Raw genomic sequence first — 17630 nt, forward strand, 5'->3', positions numbered from 1 at the left:
CGGGGTCCCGGGCCCACGCGGCCCGGGACCCCGGGGACGTCACTCCGCGGGCTTCTCGGAGTCCATGCCGGACCGGGCCTTCTTCCACTCGCCCCGGGTGAAGTCCGGGATCGGCAGCGGCGCGCCCTTGGCCTTGATGGAGAGATGGCTCAGCGGCACGGGGGCCGTCCAGACCGCCGCGTCGTACACGTCGAAGTCGGGGACCAGGCCGAGCCGCATGCACTGCATCAGCCGGAAGACCATCATGTAGTCCATGCCGCCGTGCCCGCCCGGCGGGTTCGCGTGCTCCTTCCAGAGCCAGTGGTCCCACTCGGCGTACTTCTTGAAGTCGTCCCACTGGTGGTTGGTGTTCGTGGGCTCCAGATAGATCCGCTCCGGGTAGTCCTCGAACACGCCCCGCGTACCGCCGAGGCTGTTGATCCGCGAGTACGGGTGCGGGCTCGACACATCGTGCTCCAGCCGGATCACCCGGCCCTTGGCCGTCTGTACGAGGCTGATCGTCCGGTCGGCCCCGATGTACGACTCCTTCCAGCTGGGGTCGCCGGCCGGCACGTGCTCCTTGCGGTACTCGGCGAGCGACAGGGCCGGCGTGCCGATGCTCGTGATGCTCACAACCCGGTCGCCCCGGTTGACGTCCATGTAGTTGGCGACCGGCCCGAACCCGTGGTTGGGGTAGAGGTCACCGCGCAGCCGGGTGTGCCACAGCCGGCGCCAGGGGCCCTCGTAGTAGTCGGGGTCGAACATCAGCTCGCGCAGATCGTGGTTGTACGCGCCCGCCCCGTGCAGCAGATCGCCGAAGAGACCCGCGTGCGCCATGCGCAGCACCCGCATCTCGTTCTTGCCGTAGCAACAGTTCTCCAGCTGCATGCAGTGGCGCCGGGTGCGCTCGGAGAGGTCCACCAGCTGCCAGAGCTCTTCCAGCCGCATGGCGATCGGGCACTCCACGCCGACGTGCTTCCCGTTCAGCATCGCCGCCTTCGCCATGGGGAAGTGGAGTTCCCAGGGCGTCGCCACGTAGACGAAGTCGAGGTCCCCGCGCTTGCAGAGGTTCTCGTAGTCGTCCTCGCCCTTGGCGTAGACGGTGGGTGCGGGCTGACCGGCGGCCGTCACCTTGGCCGCGGCCTTCTCCGCCTTGTCCCGGACCGGATCGCAGACCGCCTTCACCTGGACGCCCGGCACGGCGAGGAACAGGTCGATCATGCTGCCGCCCCGGTTGCCGAGGCCCACGATGCCGACCCGGATCGTGGAGCGCCCCTCGAAGCGGACGCCCGCCATGGTGCGGCCCTGCCGGGCGGGTGCGGCGGCGGCCGCTTCCGCGGCGGAGAGGGCTTGCGGGGCGGTCGCCTCGGCCGCCGACGCGTTCCCCGTGCCCAGTGCGCCGAGGCCGAGTCCGGCGCCGGCCACCCCCGCCGTGGTCCACAGCACCGAACGCCGGCTGGGGTCCTGCCGCGACGCTTCGTCGCCGTGCGGGGGTATGTCCTGCGGATCCGGTGCGGGCCGGGCGTCGTCGTTCATCGAGCCTCCAGGTGGGGTTGGGGGTTCAGACGGTGCGCGAGCGCGTCCGGTCCCCGTACGGATGGCGAGCGCGGGGACCGGGTCTCGGTAAGGACCCTGGAGGGTGAGGCTGATGGTGCGCAAGAGAGGTATTTGGACTCTCGTCCTCAAACCATGGACTTTCTTCACGGCACGCCGAAGCCCCGACTGGTGCAACCAATCGGGGCCTCGAAACGCTCACATGTGCACGTCGGGAGAAGTACCGGGGCCCGACCTCGAGTGCTCAGCGGAGGGTCGGACGGGTGGCGTGCTCCAGCTCGATCAGCGCCGAGCGGTAGGGATGCCCGGTGGCCCGTTCCATGCCGATCTCGCACATCCGGTTCGCCGACAGATAGGTGTCGTAGTCGCGGAGGCCGACCTCGGCCGCCTCCTTGGCCGTCGCCGAATCGGTCAACTCCTTGTGCAGCATCCCCCGGTCGCCCGCGAACGCGCAGCACCCCGCGTCGTCCGGCACCACGACCTCGTCCGCGCATGCCTCGGCCAGTGCGCGCAACTGCCCCACGTCACCCAGGTGCTCCATCGAACAGGTCGGATGCACGACGGCCGACCCGGCGGTGCGGAACACCGTCAGCTCCGGCAGCAGTTCGTCGGCCGCCCACACCAGCGAGTCCACGACGGTCAGTTCACGGTGCAGCGCCCGGTTGTCCTCGCTGAGGTAGGGCACCACCTCCTCGGCGATGCCGAGCGTGCACGAGGACGCGTCCACGACCAGCGGCAGCGCCCCGCCCGCCGTCCAGCCCCAGGCGGCCTCCACGATGCGGTTCGCCATGATCCTGTTGCCCGCGTCGTACCCCTTGGAGTGCCAGATCGTCGCGCAGCACGTCCCCGCGACGTCCTCCGGGATCCACACCGGCTTCCCGGCCCGCCCCGACACGGCGACCACCGCCTCGGCCAGGGAGAGGCCGGGGCGGCCGTCCGGCCCGGCGAAGATGCGGTTGACGCAGGCCGGGTAGTAGACCGCGCTCGCCCCGACCCGGTCCGTACGCGGCAGCCGTCGGGCCGCGGCCCCGGGGATCTGGGGCAGCCACTCCGGTACGAGATCGGGGCGGACGGCCCTGCGGGCGAGCCGCGTCACGGCCCCGAGCGGACCGTCGCCCACCCGGTCGCCGACCGCGTCGGCCACCGCCACGGCCAGCCGCGCCGAGGCCTCCACCACACGGAAGTTCTTCGCGGTCAGCGCGGCGATCCGCTCCTCGCGCGGCGTGTGCCTGCGGTGCCGGAAGCCCTTCATCATCGCCCCGGTGTCGATGCCGACCGGACAGGCGAGCTTGCAGGTGGAGTCCCCGGCGCACGTGTCCACGGCGTCGTACCCGTAGGCGTCCAGCAGACCGGCCTCGACCGGCGAACCGTCCACCTGGCGCATCATCTCCCGGCGCAGCACGATCCGCTGGCGCGGCGTGGTCGTCAGGTCCTCGCTGGGACAGGTCGGTTCGCAGAAGCCGCACTCGATGCACGGGTCGGCGACCGCCTCCACCTTCGGAATGGTCTTCAGACCCCGCAGATGGGCTCGCGGATCCCGGTCCAGGATGATACGGGGAGCGAGCACCCCTGCGGGATCGATGACCTGCTTCGTCCGCCACATCAACGCGGTGGCGCGCGGCCCCCACTCCCGCTCCAGGAAGGGCGCGATATTGCGTCCGGTGGCGTGCTCCGCCTTGAGCGACCCGTCGAAGCGGTCGACCACCATGGCGCAGAACTCCTGCATGAAAGCGTCGTACCGCTCGACGTCGGCCGGCTTCGCCGCGTCGAACGCGAGCAGGAAGTGCAGATTGCCGTGCGCGGCGTGACCGGCCACGGCGGCGTCGAAGCCGTGCCGCGACTGGAGCTCCAGCAGCGCCTCGCAGGCATCGGCCAGCCGGGCGGGGGGCACCGCGAAGTCCTCCGTGATCAGGGTGGTGCCCGAGGGCCGGGACCCGCCGACCGCCGTGACGAACGCCTTGCGGGCCTTCCAGTACCCGGCGATCGTCCCGGCGTCCCGGGTGAAGGCGTTGGTCACCGACACCGCAGGGACGACGAGGTCCAGACCGGCGACGACGGCGTCGGCCGCCCGCTCGAACGCCTCCTGGCCCGGCTCGTCGGCCGCCCGGAACTCCACCAGCAGCGCGGTCGTCTCCCGGGGCAGCGCCGCCCAGTCCGCCGGAACGCCCGGCACGCTGACGGAGGCGCGCAGGGTGTTGCCGTCCATCAGCTCCACGGCGATGGCCCCCGCCTCGTTGAACCGGGGCACGGCGGCCGCGGCGGCGGTGAGGGAGGGGAAGAACAGCAGGGCGCTGGAGATCCGCCGGTCGAGCGGCAGGGTGTCGAAGACGACCTCGGAGATGAAGCCGAACGTGCCCTCGGAGCCGACCATCAGCCCTCGCAGGATCTCCACCGGCGTCGCCCCGTCGAGGAAGGCGTCCAGGCGGTAGCCGTTGGTGTTCTTGATCGTGTACTTGGCGCGGATGCGGGCGGTCAGCTCCTCGTCCGCCTCGATCTCCGCCTTCAGCTCCATCAGCCCCGCGCACAGCTCCGGTTCGGCGCGGGCCAGCTCCTCGTCGGCGGCCGGATCGGCGGTGTCGACGACGGTGCCGCTCGGCAGGACGAAGGTGAGCGAGGCGAGCGTCCGGTAGGAGTTGCGGGTGGTGCCCGCGGTCATACCCGAGGCGTTGTTGGCGACGACCCCACCGACGGTGCAGGCGATGGCGCTGGCCGGATCGGGGCCCAGCAGCCTGCCGTGCCGGGCCAGGGCGATGTTGGCCCGCATCACCGTCGTCCCCGGCCCGATCCGGGCCCGCGCCCCGTCGTCCAGCACCTCGACGCCGGTCCAGTGGCGGCGTACGTCGACGAGGATGTCCTCGCCCTGCGCCTGGCCGTTGAGGCTCGTGCCCGCGGCCCGGAAGACCACGTGACGGCCCTTGCCGTGGGCGTACGAAAGGATCGCGGAGACGTCGTCGAGATCCTCGGGGACCAGCACGACCCGGGGGAGGAAGCGGTAGGGGCTGGCGTCGGAGGCGTACCGCACGAGGTCGGAGATCTTCCAGAGCACCTTGTCGGCGCCGAGCAGGGCCGTCAGCTCGCGGCGCAGCGGCTCCGGGGTGCCGCCCGCGCTGCGGTCGGTGACGCGATCGGGGGCGGGTTCCCGTGCGGTTCCGGGGCGCAGGGCTTCCGGGTCGGGCTCCAGCAGCGGCATGTCGGCCATCTCCTCAGCGGCTAGGGCGCGGTGTTCAGCAGTGGCGTTCCGGCATGCCGTCGACCAGGGCGGACAGCAGACCGCCGAGGACCTCGCGCTGATCGGCGGTCAATGGGGCCAGGATCTCCTCTGCGGCGGCCCGGCGCGCGCTGCGCAGGGACCGCAGCGTGGCGCGCCCCTCGTCCGTGATCTCGACGCGGACCACCCGGCGGCTGTCGGGATCCGGTGCGCGGCGCACGCGGCCGCTCGCCTCCAAGGCGTCGACCAGCGTCGTCACGGCCCGTGGAACGACGTCCAGGCGCCGGGCGAGATCCGCCATCCGGGGGGCCGCCTCGTAGCTCGCGACCGTCCGCAGCAGCCGGAACTGGGCCGGAGTGATGTCGATCGGTTCCAGCTGACGGCTCTGGATGCGGTGCAGCCGGCGGGTCAGCCGCAGCAGCTGCTCGGCGAGCAGGCCGTCGGTGTCGGGGGAGCCGGGGGAGCCGAGCGGACCGGGGGAATCGGGGGCGTCCATACGGGAACAATATCAGGACCTTGTTCATTGTGAGTATAGGTAACAATGAGCTAAGCTCTCCATGTGCGAGGACCGGGTCCCTCCGGCCACGCCTCACGCCCGACGAAGGAGCCCATGAAGCCCGACGAGTCCACGTGGACGCCCCCACCCGACGCCGACGCCGGCGCCGACCGGCCGCCCGCCGAGGTGCGCCGCATCCTCCGCCTCTTCCACCCCTACCGCGGCCGTCTGGCCGTCGTCGGCCTGCTGGTCGGCGCGTCCTCCCTGGTGTCGGTCGCCTCCCCGTTCCTGCTGCGGGAAATCCTGGACACCGCGATCCCGCAGGGGCGCACGGGCCTGCTGACCCTGCTGGCGCTCGGCATGGTCCTCACCGCCGTGGTGACCAGCGTCTTCGGCGTGCTCCAGACCCTGATCTCGACCACCGTCGGTCAGCGCGTCATGCATGACCTGCGCACCGCCGTCTACACCCAGCTCCAGCGGATGCCGCTCGCCTTCTTCACCCGCACCCGCACGGGCGAGGTCCAGTCCCGCATCGCCAACGACATCGGCGGTATGCAGGCGACGGTCACGTCCACCGCGACCTCGCTGGTCTCCAACCTCACGGCCGTCATCGCGACCGTCGTCGCCATGCTCGCCCTCGACTGGCGGCTCACCGTCGTCTCGCTGCTCCTGCTGCCGGTCTTCGTCGCGATCAGCCGGCGTGTCGGCCGGGAGCGGAAGAGGATCACCACCCAGCGCCAGAAGCAGATGGCCGCGATGGCCGCCACGGTCACCGAGTCCCTCTCGGTCAGCGGCATCCTCCTCGGCCGCACGATGGGCCGCTCCGACTCCCTCACCCGAGGCTTCGCCGAGGAGTCCGAGCGCCTGGTCGACCTCGAAGTGCGCTCCAGCATGGCCGGCCGCTGGCGGATGTCGACGATCGGCATCGTGATGGCCGCCATGCCCGCCGTCATCTACTGGGCGGCGGGTCTCACCTTCGCGTCCGGAGCAGCCGCCGTCTCCATCGGCACGCTGGTCGCCTTCGTCACGCTCCAGCAGGGGCTGTTCCGCCCGGTGGTCAGCCTGCTCTCCACCGGCGTGCAGATGCAGACCTCCCTCGCCCTCTTCCAGCGCATCTTCGAGTACCTCGACCTCACGGTGGACATCACCGAACCGGAGAAGCCGGTCCGCCTGGACAAGATCCGTGGCGAGATCGCCTTCGAGGACGTCGACTTCAGCTACGACGAGAAGAACGGCCCGACGCTGACCGGCATCGACGTCACTGTTCCCGCCGGCGGCAGCCTCGCGGTCGTCGGCTCCACCGGTTCCGGCAAGTCCACCCTGAGCTACCTCGTGCCCCGGCTGTACGACGTCACCGGCGGCCGGGTCACGCTCGACGGGGTCGACGTCCGCGACCTGGACTTCGACACCCTTGCCCGCGCGGTCGGCGTCGTCTCCCAGGAGACCTACCTCTTCCACGCCTCGGTCGCCGACAACCTGCGCTTCGCCAAGCCGGACGCCACCGACGAGGAGATCGAGGCCGCAGCCCGCGCGGCACAGATCCACGACCACATCGCCTCCCTGCCCGACGGCTACGACACCCTGGTCGGCGAGCGCGGCTACCGCTTCTCGGGCGGTGAGAAGCAGCGCCTCGCCATCGCCCGCACCATCCTGCGCGATCCGCCGGTGCTGATCCTCGACGAGGCGACCAGCGCGCTCGACACCCGTACGGAACAGGCCGTGCAGCAAGCGATCGACGCCCTCTCCGCCGGACGGACCACGCTCACCATCGCGCACCGCCTCTCCACCGTCCGCGACGCGGACCAGATCGTCGTCCTGGAGGACGGTCGGGCCGCCGAGCGCGGTACGCACGAGGAACTGCTCGCCCGCGACGGCCGCTACGCGGCCCTGATCCGCCGCGACTCCCACCCTGCCCCGGTTCCGGCCCCCTGACTGCCGGTGCAGGATCGCCGGCCTCCGACTCCCGGCCTCCGGCCTCCGGGCGATGTGACGGTCAGATGTCACCGGCGCGAGGCGCGTACGGCATGATCGCCGCGCATGAGAGCTCTCCTCGGGGTGGAACTCCCCGGCTACCGAACCGTGGACACCGACACCTGGCTCAATGACCACGGTGATGTGCTGTCACTGCACTTCTTCGACCTGCCGCCGGATCTGCCCGCCGCGCTGGACAACGGCCCCGCCCTGCGCCACGGCCTGACCCACTTGGCCGCCCGGGCGGGCGGCGGACTCATCGAGGCGTCGGTGAAGCGGCTGGGCGTGCTGCCCGCCCTGCGCCAGATACTCAAACTGCCGCTGCCGGGCCAGCGCAGCGGACAGGCGTTCATCGGCAGCTTCACCGTGCCGCGCGCCGGATGCAGCACCGTGGTGAAGATCCAGGCGGCGGAGCGCGGCATGACGGGCGCGCGGGAAGCCGTGGTGATGGCCAAGCTCGGCCCCGACCAGTACTTCCGGCCGCACCCCTACGCCCCCGAGGTCCAGGGCGGGCTGCCCTTCCACGCGGCGGACCACGCCCAGTGGGACGCGGAATTCCCGGACCACCCGCTCACCCGGGTCCGCCGGACGCTCGACACCCTCGCGGCGGCGGTGACAGTGGACCCCGGGTTCACCGCACTGCCGCCCTTCACCGGGCCGGCGACGGCGAACGGCTGAGCCGGCCGGCTCAGCACACACGGCGGCGCCGCCGCTCCCGTGGGACGGGGAGCGACGGCGCCGGGCGGAGCAATGGTCAGACGAGCCAACCCACGAAGTGGACGACGCCGGCAAGCAGGTTGGTCAGGAAGTTCATCTGGTCTTTCTCCTTGTACGTGGTGCATCTGTGGGACTGCGCAGTAGCGGTCTGCAGCCCGTTGACTGCGCTCTGCAATCATCACGCCCCGGACGGGTGAACAGCAACGAATCCCCTGACGATCACACGTTCCAGCGAACACCCGATCCCCTGTTCGTGTGTTCTGTATGTCGTGCGTTCTGGTCCGCCCGGGTACGGCGTTCGTGTCGCCGGAGCCGACGCCGTGGCCGAGCTACCGGCCGTGGCTCGTGCCCCGGGTTAACGTGCCCGCATGGTGAACGAGTCCCCGGACGCCCGGCCCCGTCGCAGACTCCGCCCGACCCGCCGCGGAAAGGTCGTCCTGGCCGTCGGCGCCCTGCTCGTCGTGTCGGCCGCCGTCCTGATCCCGCTCTCCCTGACCGGATCGGACGAGGGCGGGCCCGAGAAGGAGCGCCCGCAGGGCACTCTGGTGATCCCCGAGGGCCGTCGTGCCTCGCAGGTGTACGAGGCCGTCGACCAGGCGCTCGACCTGAAGCCCGGCAGCACGCGGAAGGCCGCGACGACGGTGGACCTCGCTCTGCCGGCCCAGGCCGAGGGCAACCCCGAGGGGTACCTCTTCCCGGCCACCTATCCGCTGGACGCCGCGACCGAGCCCGCAGGCCTGCTGCGTTACATGGCGGACACCGCCCGCAAGCACTTCGGAGCGGACCACGTCACTGCGGGAGCCCAGCGCAACAACGTCTCCGTCTACGACACGATCACGATCGCCAGCATCGTCCAGGCCGAGGCCGACACCGCGTCCGACATGGGCAAGGTGGCCCGGGTCGTCTACAACCGGCTGCTCAAGGACATGCCGTTGCAGATGGACTCCACCATCAACTACGCCCTGAAGCGCTCCACCCTGGACACGACGACCGCCGACACCCAGCTGGACAGCCCGTACAACAGCTACCGGGCCAAGGGGCTGCCGCCGACGCCCATCGGCAACCCGGGGGAGCAGGCGCTGCGTGCGGCCGTCAGCCCCACGCCCGGCCCCTGGCTGTACTTCGTTACGGTCGGCCCCGGCGACACCCGGTTCACCGACAGCTACGACGAGCAGCAGAAGAACGTCGAGGAGTTCAACCGCACCCGCGCGTCCGCCGCCACGAACTGACGGGCCTCCGCCCGCGGAGCGCTCAGCCCCCGGAGACCGGGACGGCGACGACAGCCCCGGCTTCCCGATGCGTCCGTCCGCCGTCGGCTTCCCGGTCCGTCCGCCCACCGTCGGCCTCCCGGTCCGGCCGCTCCTCGCCGCTCTCCTCGCCCGTCTCCTCCAGCAGCCGCACGACCGACCGGACCGCCGCCCGGCCCGCGCGGTTCGCGCCGATGGTGCTGGCGGAGGGGCCGTACCCGACGAGATGGACACGCCCGTCGCGTACGGCGCGGGTGTCCTCGGCCCGGATGCCGCCGCCCGGCTCACGCAGCTTCAGCGGTGCCAGATGGTCCACGGCGGGCCGGAACCCGGTGGCCCACAGGATCACGTCGGCCTCGACGACCCGACCGTCGTCCCAGGCCACGCCGCTCGGCGTGATCCGGTCGAACATCGGCAGCCGGTCCAGCACCCCCTGCTCCCGCGCCCGCCGTACCGCATCGGTCATCGGCAGCCCGGTCACGCTGACCACGCTCCGCGGCGGCAGCCCCTTGCGCACCCGCTCCTCCACCATCGCCACGGCCGCCCGCCCCCACTCCTCGGTGAACGGTCCCTCGCGGAAGACCGGTTCGCTCCGGGTCACCCAGAAGGTGTCGGCCGCGTGCCCGGCGATCTCCATCAGATGCTGCGTACCGGAGGCGCCGCCCCCGACGACGATGACGCGCTGCCCCGCGAACTCCTCCGGCCCCGGGTAGTTCGCCGTGTGCAACTGCCGCCCCCGGAACGTCTCCTGGCCCGGGTAGCGCGGCCAGAAAGGCCGGTCCCAGGTGCCGGTCGCGTTGATCAGGGCCCGCGGGGCGTACGTCCCCTCGGACGTCTCCACCAACAGTCGCCCGCCGCTCCCCTCCCGTACGGCGCTCACCTCCACCGGGCGGTGGACCCGCAGGCCGAACCGCTCCTCGTACGCGGCGAAATACGCGCCGATCACCTCCGAGGAGGGGCGGTCCGGGTCGGCTCCGGTCAGCTCCATGCCCGGCAGTGCGTGCATCCCGTGGACCTTGCCGTACGTCAGCGAGGGCCAGCGGAACTGCCACGCGCCGCCCGGCCGGGGCGCGTGGTCCAGCACGACGAAGCCGACGTCCGGCTCCAGTCCGACGCGGCGCAGGTGGTGGGCGGCGGACAGCCCCGCCTGACCCGCGCCGATCACGACCACGTCCAGCTCACGCACCCCAGAAATGTTCACGCTTCTACTAACTCGTCGGGGGTCCGGGATCTTCCCGGCCCCCGACGAGCAGCACCGCGAGGCTCAGCGCCCCCCCGGCGACCAGCAGGGGCGCTCCGCCCGGAGCCGTGGCGGGCCGGGACTCCGAGCCGTTCGCGCCCAACAGCGGAGACGCGGGCACGGTCGCCAGCAGTCCGCGCCGGGCCAGTACGGGGGTGACCCTCTCGCCGAACCAGTACGCCTCCTCCAGAAGAAAGGCGCGGCCGCAGGCATGCGGGGCGCGCCCGTACCCACGCGTGACGACCGACCGGGAGGCGGCCGACGGGGGCGGCGGAAGGCAGGAGTGACCACGGCGCGCTCGGCGGTCGCGGGGCGGCACGGGGCCGGAGGCGTCCATGCGCCTACGCGACCAACACGACTACGGAAGGGCGAACGACGGGGTACCGCGGGCACAGCAGTGCGGCAGGAGACTGCGGTGGGAACGCTCCGGAAGCCGCTGGAAGGATGTCAGCAGCCGCGACAGCACCCGGCGGAAGCCACTCGCAGCAGGTTAATGTGACCGCGCGAAGTGAGCAGAGCTGATCGGAACATGTCGCTGCACGTAGCCATCCGATCGGGACACGGTCAATGACGTCTCGGAGCGTGGACGCGTCATCTCACGCCTGTGGGGCGAGGATGGAGGCATGTCCTCCTCCTTCACCACCACGGTCCTGAACATCACCACGGGTACGGCCGAGAGCGTCACGGACCTGACGCGCGCGTGCGAAGAGTTCCTCACCCGCACCGCGCCCGGCCGCGACGGCCTGCTCAACGTCTTCGTCCCCCACGCCACGGCCGGCATCGCCGTACTGGAGACCGGTGCGGGCAGCGACGACGACCTGCTGGCCGCCCTCCACCATCTGCTCCCCGCCGACGACCGCTGGCAACACCGCCACGGCAGTCCTGGCCACGGACGCGACCACGTGCTCCCCGCCCTGGTCCCGCCCCACGCCACGCTGCCGGTGATCGGCGGCAGGCTGGAGCTGGGCACCTGGCAGTCGGTCTGCCTGGTGGAGTCGAGGGTCAGCAACATAGACAACTCTGAGGCATGCTGACGAGGGCCTCTTCGGGGCACCTGGTGGACATGGCTGCAATTGCTGGCCATGCGTGACGTTCTCGTCTGCACTCAGGAACGCCTTCAGCGGCAGCGGAGCCCGTCCCGGCTACCAGCGATGCAAGATGAACCCGAGAGACACCCGTGAACAACGGATGCGTGAGTACCAAACGGTCAGCCATACCTCTCCCCGATATAGCATGCCCACCCGCTATTACGCACCAACTCGTTACCAGCCACGGACGCGTGTGTCGCGTTCTCTCTCCTCTGCCTCGCGCAGCAACGCCTGCTGTTGTGAGCAGCCGGCTGCGGCTACCGTCCGCAGCGCAGGGACACGATCGGCCAGAGCGGTGAAGTAGTCGATGAGCTCCAGGTGTATGCGTGAGCGGTCACCTGACCAGGAACTGTACGAGGCCGCGGCGGCTGCGATCTGCTGCGCGGACACTCCCCGCTCCAGTAGCAGAGGACCGATTTCTTCCAGGGCTGTGTTGCGCTGCTCCTCCAGGCAGGTGACCAGCCGGCCGGGATCGACTGCGTGCTCGTCGAGCAGCTCTTTGGCCAGCTCGGCGTCCGAATTGATCAGAGGGACCAGAGCACTGGGGCCGATACGGGGCATACCAATGCACTGGAGAGCCAGCCGCAGCCTGTGCGGGCGGGGCAGGAGAGCCAGGAGATCCTCGCTGCCATGGGGGAGAGGCGAGGAATACCAGCCTTGGGCAGACATGTCCTGCAGCCGTCGGTCGAACCATCTTTCGAAGGTATCGGCATCGTGCTCGGCCACGTACGCAAGCACGTAGCCCGCCCTCCACCGGTTGTGCGAGGTAAGACGGTCGATGAGCATGCCCTCAAGAGCACTGCGCCAAGCTGCCCGCCAGGTCTCAGGAAGCGCGAGCCCATGCGCGGTGCCCACGGCGAAACTGACCGCCGCGCTTGCGGCGACGGCCGGATCGTCATGAACAAGCAGCCGGTGCATGACGTCGTCCGCTTCGCGGCAGAACAGCCTATCCAGCCAGGGAACGTCCTCGGCCCGCAGCGAAGCGATCACCGTCTCTCCAGCTCGGTCCACCACGCTTCGCGCAAGGACCGCGCTGATGGCGGCGGGCCGACTGCGCGTGTCCTCGAGGGCGGCCTGCAGCATGGACGGAGGTATCGCGTCCGGAGTCAGCGTGAGCCACTGTGTCAGGGCGACGCCCTGCAGCATGCGGCACTCCAATGCGGATGCTGCCCGGTACCAGGCTTCCGGATCGGTCATCAGCTCGCCCGTGCGGACAGCGGTCAGATGTCCGGCATCCTCGCCCACCAGGCTTGCCTGCTCGGCCAGTTTATGAAAACGGGCCACTCCCGCGTCAGGGCCCAGGGCTACCAGTTTTCCCGCCAGTGCCATCGTTCGGGAGTGGACCTGCTCGGTGGCGGTCTCGACGTCAGAGATGAAGTCGGCGTTTCCCCATTCACAGAAGGACTGCAGATCGGGATCGACATCGAAGACAGGCAGCTCGTACCCGGCTTCACGGGCACGGTCGTGGATGCTGGCGAGCCCGCGATGTGCACGCAACGCTGTACCTGCGCTGCGCTGCAGCAGCGGGTATAGCGTGTCCAGGATGCGACGGCCGCCCTCGGCACCGTACCGTGTCTGCTCCGCTGAGACGGCCTCCTGAGAGGAGACGCCCAGCCCAAGACGGACCCAGCCCAGCGCCATCTCCAGCAGCGCGATCAGCGCGCGCGGTGGGCAGGGCGCCCTGTTCTCAAAGCCCTCATCACTGGTGAGAAGCGGGACCACCTGTTCCCACAGGCCGATCAGCCCGGCGAGATTATCCGCCGCATCGATTCCGCGAGCGAAGGTGTACGTGTCGTGCGTCCCAGGCTCGGACCAGTTCCCCGACACCTCGACACTGAAGATGCCCGCCAGAGCCTCGCCCGCCACACACCACTGCTCATCGCTGCTGCAGTGGTCGCGAATCCAGGCGAGTACGGTCCGCAATATACGTGTGCGGATTTCCAGCGACGTGCCGAAGTCAGGATCGATGACACCGGCCAAGTCGCTGAGCACGCGCAGCGGATGTAGTGGTGTGGAGTGACGGCGGGGGTTGTCACCCACGGCCATGGCCAGCAGTCCCGCGATCGCTTCGGGCAGCAGGAACTGACGCGCGCTCTGCACCAGTTGGTTGACCGCAGCATCGCCGAGGAAGCCTGCCTTCACCCCGACTGCCCTTTCCGGCTCGTGAAGAGCAGCCAGGACGGACAGGGCGGCGTTCGTTGCGAACTCGGCTGCGGATACATCCAGATTCGCGTACTTCGCGACTACGGCGAATGTGCCGGTGTCCCAGATGCTGGCTACCGGCAGCGCTCTAACCCACCGCTCAGCCTCCTCTCGCGCCTGCCGAGAGGAGGGAGCAGCCGCCGCCGCCACCATCACCGCAGCCGCCAAGTCCAGCCCATGATCAGGGAAAGCGGTCACCAGAGTTGCCCACGGCCGCCGAACCGGGGCAGTGAAGAACCAGCGGGCCACCAATGCCGGGCACAGGGCGGGCTGCAAGTGCCACACACCGGCGCGGCACTCCACCAGCCCGTTGTGTGCAAGATCTTCCGCCATGCCCGACAACTCGGCCGGAGCCACTCCGACCACAGACGCGAGGGCGTACAGCGTGTCAGGCGATGCTCCCCCCAGAGCGGCCACGCATGCCAGCGCGTCCAGCACCGTGCGCGAGGCAGTCGCCTCGCGCAAGTATCTTTCGACTTGCGCCACATGTGCCTTGCCACTGAAAACGTCTTGGCCCTCACCGCCAGCCAGCGACTCGCACAATGCCAGCGCCCAGCCCGGCCGACCGTCTGCCTGATTGAGCACCGCGGTCCGGGACCGGTACCCGGTGACACCTGCGGACTCCACCAGCTCGTTCATCTGATGCCGCTCCAGTAGGCCCACCTCGATGACCATGGCCCCGGGGAGCCACTCCTGCACCCTCTCAAGCCGGTCCGGCCAAGTCGTGGTCACCACGGAGAACGACAGGCCCGTCTGACGGCGCGCATGCCGGAGAGCACTTACCGAATCAGCATGGGCATGGGCGTCGTCGACGACCACTGCGTGCGGTTTCGTCAGCAGAAGGTCGTCGTAGAGGTGGTCCAGAGCAGAGGGCTGAAGGTAGACCGCACGGGTGCCCAGCTGACCGGTCAACCGTGTTTTGCCCACCCCTGGAACACCGACGAGCACCACGTCCTGGCTGGCGTCGACCGCGCTGGCCAGGGCCTGTGTTTCGTCTGCCCTGCCCACCAGCGACGGGGGAGACGCGACCAGCGGTGGAGTCAGCGGCTCATCGAGCAGTGCTCCGAGCCGGCCCTCAATGTCCAGCAGACTCCTGCGCCAGGCTGCATCCTGCACCAGCTCGGGAACGAACCATTCCTGGCCGTAGATGTGGGGAGGGGGCAGGTCTCGGTCCGAGCACAGCTTGTCGAGAGCCCTGCGGGTACGGCCGTTGACCGGCTTAGAACAGGCCACCACCACAAGATCGACGCGCAGTCCCTCCACCTGCATCCGACGCAGGCCGTTGCGCACGTTGGCAACAGGATCGCCCGTCGTGACCATGAGACGTCCCCGCGCGTCCAGGGTGTCTCCGTCGAAGGGGAAGTAAATATCTGCGTCACGGCCGAAGTCGTGGCCCTCCTCGACCGCCGACAGCCCCGGGTACCGAGACTTCAGCAGGGCACAGGCGCACTGCTCAAACTTTCCCGGATGCACAGCTTCACCAAGCGCCTGCCGGACACGTGCTGGAAGATTCACAAATCCATATTCTAGGCATAGTGGACTCTCCGGGGCGCCCACAGCCAGGCTGACTCCAGAAGTAGCACTCAGACTCGTTTGAGCGTCAGTGCTGACGGGCGTGGCTCCTTCATCTCGCCTACGAGGGACAGAAGTTGGACGCCGCTTTTCCTGCGGGCCAGAAGGGGCCGCAGGGCCTCTCCGTCGAGCCTGAGGAGTACGAGCGCGTCGAGCAGGCCGCCCGCCGGCGAGCGGCGAGTGCAGCTAACCACCGCTGGCGCAGGGACCACATCTTCGTTGCCGGCGCGGAGTTCGCCGCGAGCGGCTCATCCCCGCTCGAGCAGGGGTGAGCCGCTCGCAGGCGGCGGTGCCTTCGGGGGGAGCGCGTGGTCCCTGCGAGAGCGGGGCGGCCGTGCACGCCGGCGAGGTCGTCACGGACGTGCGAACCTCTGAGGGCGACGGGGCTTGCCTGCGGACCGGCCCCGCGCCGCCAGATTGGGAATGGCGTTTCATGATCCACTCCCTGATGCTGTTCGGGGAACGAGACAAGCCCGGTTTCTTGAGAGGTGAACCGGGTCTGACCGACTGTTTCATTAGTCGGCGCGGCGGCATCTGCGTCCACGTGCTGTTCGTTCCGAACGACGAGGCGCCCTACGAGGCACAGTTCAGGGTCTAGGCTCACAGTTGTCTTAAGAAAGTTTCGCGGAGTCGAGGGCTAGCAACGTAGACAACTGCGGATCGTGCCTATAGCCGCGGAAAGCGGGTCCTCCTCACAGTCCGACCTCGGCCCATGAGGGGGCCGAAATGCCGCTGTGCTGTTATGTCGTTGGTCAGGGGCAGCCGGGGAATCGGGGTACAGGCAGCGGGTTCGGGAGCGGGTGGCGCGTCCAGCCGGTGTCGTGGTCCCAGTGCAGGACGTGGGTCTGGTCCAGCAGGCAGCCGACCCAGAGGCCGGTGATGCCGGCCGGTACGTTCGGAGACCGCGAGGGCGGCAGGCCCGGAGCGGCGAGGCGGTGCCATGCGGAGGAACGCATCCAGGTGAGCCAGAAGAACACCTCGCGGCGCGGTCGGTCTGAAGCCGCGTTGAGCTTCAGGGCCAGGTCCTCGTGCAGCCCGAACTCGACTTCCAGCAAGTCCACCAGTTCCGTTCCGCCGTCGGCGTCAGCGATGGGCGGCGGGTTCGCCGGGAGCGCGATCCGCCAGGTCAGGGATCGTGCGAGGGTGATCCGTTCGCTCACGTCTCGGCGGGCCAGTTCGGCGAGTTCAGCATCGGTGTGGCGACCGGGGAAAAGGGCTCGCGTCGTCTCGGCCGACTTCCGTTCGTCCTCGGTCCGGCGCTTCTCCAGTGAAGCGAGGAAGTCCGGATCGAACGACCACAGCACCGGGCCCATCCGGAGTGGTTCCGGGAGGGGAGAGGGCGGTGGGGGCTTTCCCTGGCGGCGGTTCTTCTCGGCCTTCCCGGCCCAGTGGTCCGGGTTGAAAGCCGGCATCTGGTCGTACCCCGTGAGCAGGCCTGCGCTGATGTAGCCGGTACTCGTCTCGCTGGGCACTGAACAACCGAAGGCCACCCCAGCACCGCCCAGCACGCCGTACGGGCACGACTCCTCATGGAATGGCCGCTCGATACAGGCCGTGCCGGGGCCGAAGCGGTTCACGCCCCGCCGTTCCAGCTCGGCCAGGGCCGGGCTGATGACGGTCAGGGCATCCTTGAAACGAGGGTGCCCCTTGCGGCCCCCGTAGGTTGCCTTCGCCGTGCTCTCGAACACTACGTGCCAGCCTAGATTTAGCTCGGGCACCGCATGCTCCTTGAGGTACGGCTCCCAGGAGCGCCGGTTCTGCTCAGCCACGCTGCTGGTCACCTGTGTGACCTCAACCGCCCGATCACCGCCGCACATGAAGTCGAAGCGCCCGTTGGGGTCCGCGCACACCTCATGGAAATCACCGCACCGGGGGCAGTGGTCATACGGTTCGACGGTCTCACCCGTGCAGTACCGCAGGACGCCTGCCGCCCTCAGCTCCACCGGATCACTTGCTCGGGGCATGAGCCTCGTCCGTCCCCGCAGGCGCGTCCCAAGGGGGTACCAGCTCTTCCAGCGGCAGACGAGACAAGGTTTTGAACAAGTCGTCCCGGCGGTACCCGAGCCCCGCGGCAAGCAGAATCCGCACGTGCTGATCCAGTGCCTCGATCATGGTCGAGGGCAGGCCGACGGCCTCCGGGATGACCCACGCATCCCGCAGGAGCAGCGCCAGATCGGTATCGCCAACCGGCAGATGGACATGCAGCTCCCAAGAAGGGACGGTCCGCAGAGGGCCCCGCACCGCCCGGCTCCGCCGCGCGAGCAAGCGCCGACCGGCCACTTGGAGAGCACGCAGCACCGCCATTTCGGCCATGGCCGCCGCCACGGTCTCACGAGGGCTCTGGATCATGATTCTC

The 17630-nt window shown here is 69.7% G+C and carries 11 protein-coding genes and 1 pseudogene; 4 read left to right on the plus strand and 8 right to left on the minus strand.

From position 1 onward, the window contains the following. Positions 1-39 precede the first annotated feature (39 nt). From N7925_RS32365 to N7925_RS32375, 3 genes are all read right to left on the minus strand, one after another. Positions 40-1515, minus strand: a complete 1476-nt coding sequence (locus N7925_RS32365) for a Gfo/Idh/MocA family protein (RefSeq protein WP_274345953.1) — start codon at positions 1513-1515, stop codon at positions 40-42. Positions 1516-1777: 262 nt separating this feature from the next. Next, entirely contained in the window at positions 1778-4723 is a 2946-nt protein-coding gene (locus N7925_RS32370) for an FAD-binding and (Fe-S)-binding domain-containing protein (protein ID WP_274345954.1), read from the minus strand. 34 nt (positions 4724-4757) lie between these two features. Further along, on the minus strand, positions 4758-5237 hold the full coding sequence (locus tag N7925_RS32375) for a MarR family winged helix-turn-helix transcriptional regulator (RefSeq protein ID WP_274345955.1): 480 nt from the start codon (positions 5235-5237) through the stop codon (positions 4758-4760). A gap of 114 nt (positions 5238-5351) precedes the next feature. Here N7925_RS32375 and N7925_RS32380 point away from each other — a divergent pair, with 114 nt between their 5' ends. From N7925_RS32380 to mltG, 3 genes are all read left to right on the plus strand, one after another. Continuing rightward, positions 5352-7169 (plus strand): ABC transporter ATP-binding protein, encoded by a 1818-nt coding sequence (locus N7925_RS32380; RefSeq protein ID WP_274345956.1) that lies wholly within the window; start codon positions 5352-5354, stop codon positions 7167-7169. 105 nt (positions 7170-7274) lie between these two features. After that, positions 7275-7886, plus strand: coding sequence for a hypothetical protein (locus tag N7925_RS32385; protein WP_274345957.1), 612 nt, complete (start codon positions 7275-7277; stop codon positions 7884-7886). Positions 7887-8293: 407 nt separating this feature from the next. Further along, complete coding sequence (gene mltG, locus N7925_RS32390) at positions 8294-9154, plus strand: endolytic transglycosylase MltG (RefSeq protein ID WP_274345958.1); 861 nt, start codon at positions 8294-8296, stop codon at positions 9152-9154. A gap of 22 nt (positions 9155-9176) precedes the next feature. On the opposite strand, the gene N7925_RS32395 is transcribed toward mltG, so the two are convergent. Both N7925_RS32395 and N7925_RS32400 read right to left on the minus strand, forming a co-directional pair. Next, positions 9177-10373 (minus strand): NAD(P)-binding domain-containing protein, encoded by a 1197-nt coding sequence (locus N7925_RS32395; protein ID WP_274345959.1) that lies wholly within the window; start codon positions 10371-10373, stop codon positions 9177-9179. 70 nt (positions 10374-10443) lie between these two features. Further along, positions 10444-10602: pseudogene (locus N7925_RS32400) on the minus strand (alkanesulfonate monooxygenase); the annotation flags it as partial. Between the two features lie 433 nt (positions 10603-11035). On the opposite strand from N7925_RS32400, the gene N7925_RS32405 reads away from it, so the two are divergent. Then, entirely contained in the window at positions 11036-11446 is a 411-nt protein-coding gene (locus tag N7925_RS32405) for a YjbQ family protein (RefSeq protein ID WP_274345960.1), read from the plus strand. A gap of 228 nt (positions 11447-11674) precedes the next feature. Here the strand turns inward: N7925_RS32405 and N7925_RS32410 are convergent, their stop codons facing one another. From N7925_RS32410 to N7925_RS32420, 3 genes are all read right to left on the minus strand, one after another. Next, positions 11675-15217 (minus strand): hypothetical protein, encoded by a 3543-nt coding sequence (locus N7925_RS32410; protein WP_274345961.1) that lies wholly within the window; start codon positions 15215-15217, stop codon positions 11675-11677. 809 nt (positions 15218-16026) lie between these two features. Further along, on the minus strand, positions 16027-17043 hold the full coding sequence (locus N7925_RS32415; RefSeq protein ID WP_274345962.1) for a hypothetical protein: 1017 nt from the start codon (positions 17041-17043) through the stop codon (positions 16027-16029). A gap of 178 nt (positions 17044-17221) precedes the next feature. Further along, the gene (locus N7925_RS32420; RefSeq protein WP_274345963.1) at positions 17222-17623 is read right to left on the minus strand and encodes a hypothetical protein; all 402 of its coding nucleotides are present in this window, start codon (positions 17621-17623) and stop codon (positions 17222-17224) included. Positions 17624-17630 lie beyond the last annotated feature (7 nt).

The sequence above is a fragment of the Streptomyces sp. CA-278952 genome, assembly GCF_028747205.1.
Classification (GTDB): Bacteria; Actinomycetota; Actinomycetes; order Streptomycetales; family Streptomycetaceae; genus Streptomyces.

What these genes read in the sequence shown, in the direction of transcription:
- N7925_RS32365 (WP_274345953.1), bottom strand. Translation starts at nt 1,515, where the DNA reads ATGAACGACGACGCCCGGCCCGCACCGGATCCGCAGGACATACCCCCG.
- N7925_RS32370 (WP_274345954.1), bottom strand. Translation starts at nt 4,723, where the DNA reads ATGCCGCTGCTGGAGCCCGACCCGGAAGCCCTGCGCCCCGGAACCGCA.
- N7925_RS32375 (WP_274345955.1), bottom strand. Translation starts at nt 5,237, where the DNA reads ATGGACGCCCCCGATTCCCCCGGTCCGCTCGGCTCCCCCGGCTCCCCC.
- N7925_RS32380 (WP_274345956.1), top strand. Translation starts at nt 5,352, where the DNA reads ATGAAGCCCGACGAGTCCACGTGGACGCCCCCACCCGACGCCGACGCC.
- N7925_RS32385 (WP_274345957.1), top strand. Translation starts at nt 7,275, where the DNA reads ATGAGAGCTCTCCTCGGGGTGGAACTCCCCGGCTACCGAACCGTGGAC.
- mltG (WP_274345958.1), top strand. Translation starts at nt 8,294, where the DNA reads ATGGTGAACGAGTCCCCGGACGCCCGGCCCCGTCGCAGACTCCGCCCG.
- N7925_RS32405 (WP_274345960.1), top strand. Translation starts at nt 11,036, where the DNA reads ATGTCCTCCTCCTTCACCACCACGGTCCTGAACATCACCACGGGTACG.
- N7925_RS32420 (WP_274345963.1), bottom strand. Translation starts at nt 17,623, where the DNA reads ATGATCCAGAGCCCTCGTGAGACCGTGGCGGCGGCCATGGCCGAAATG.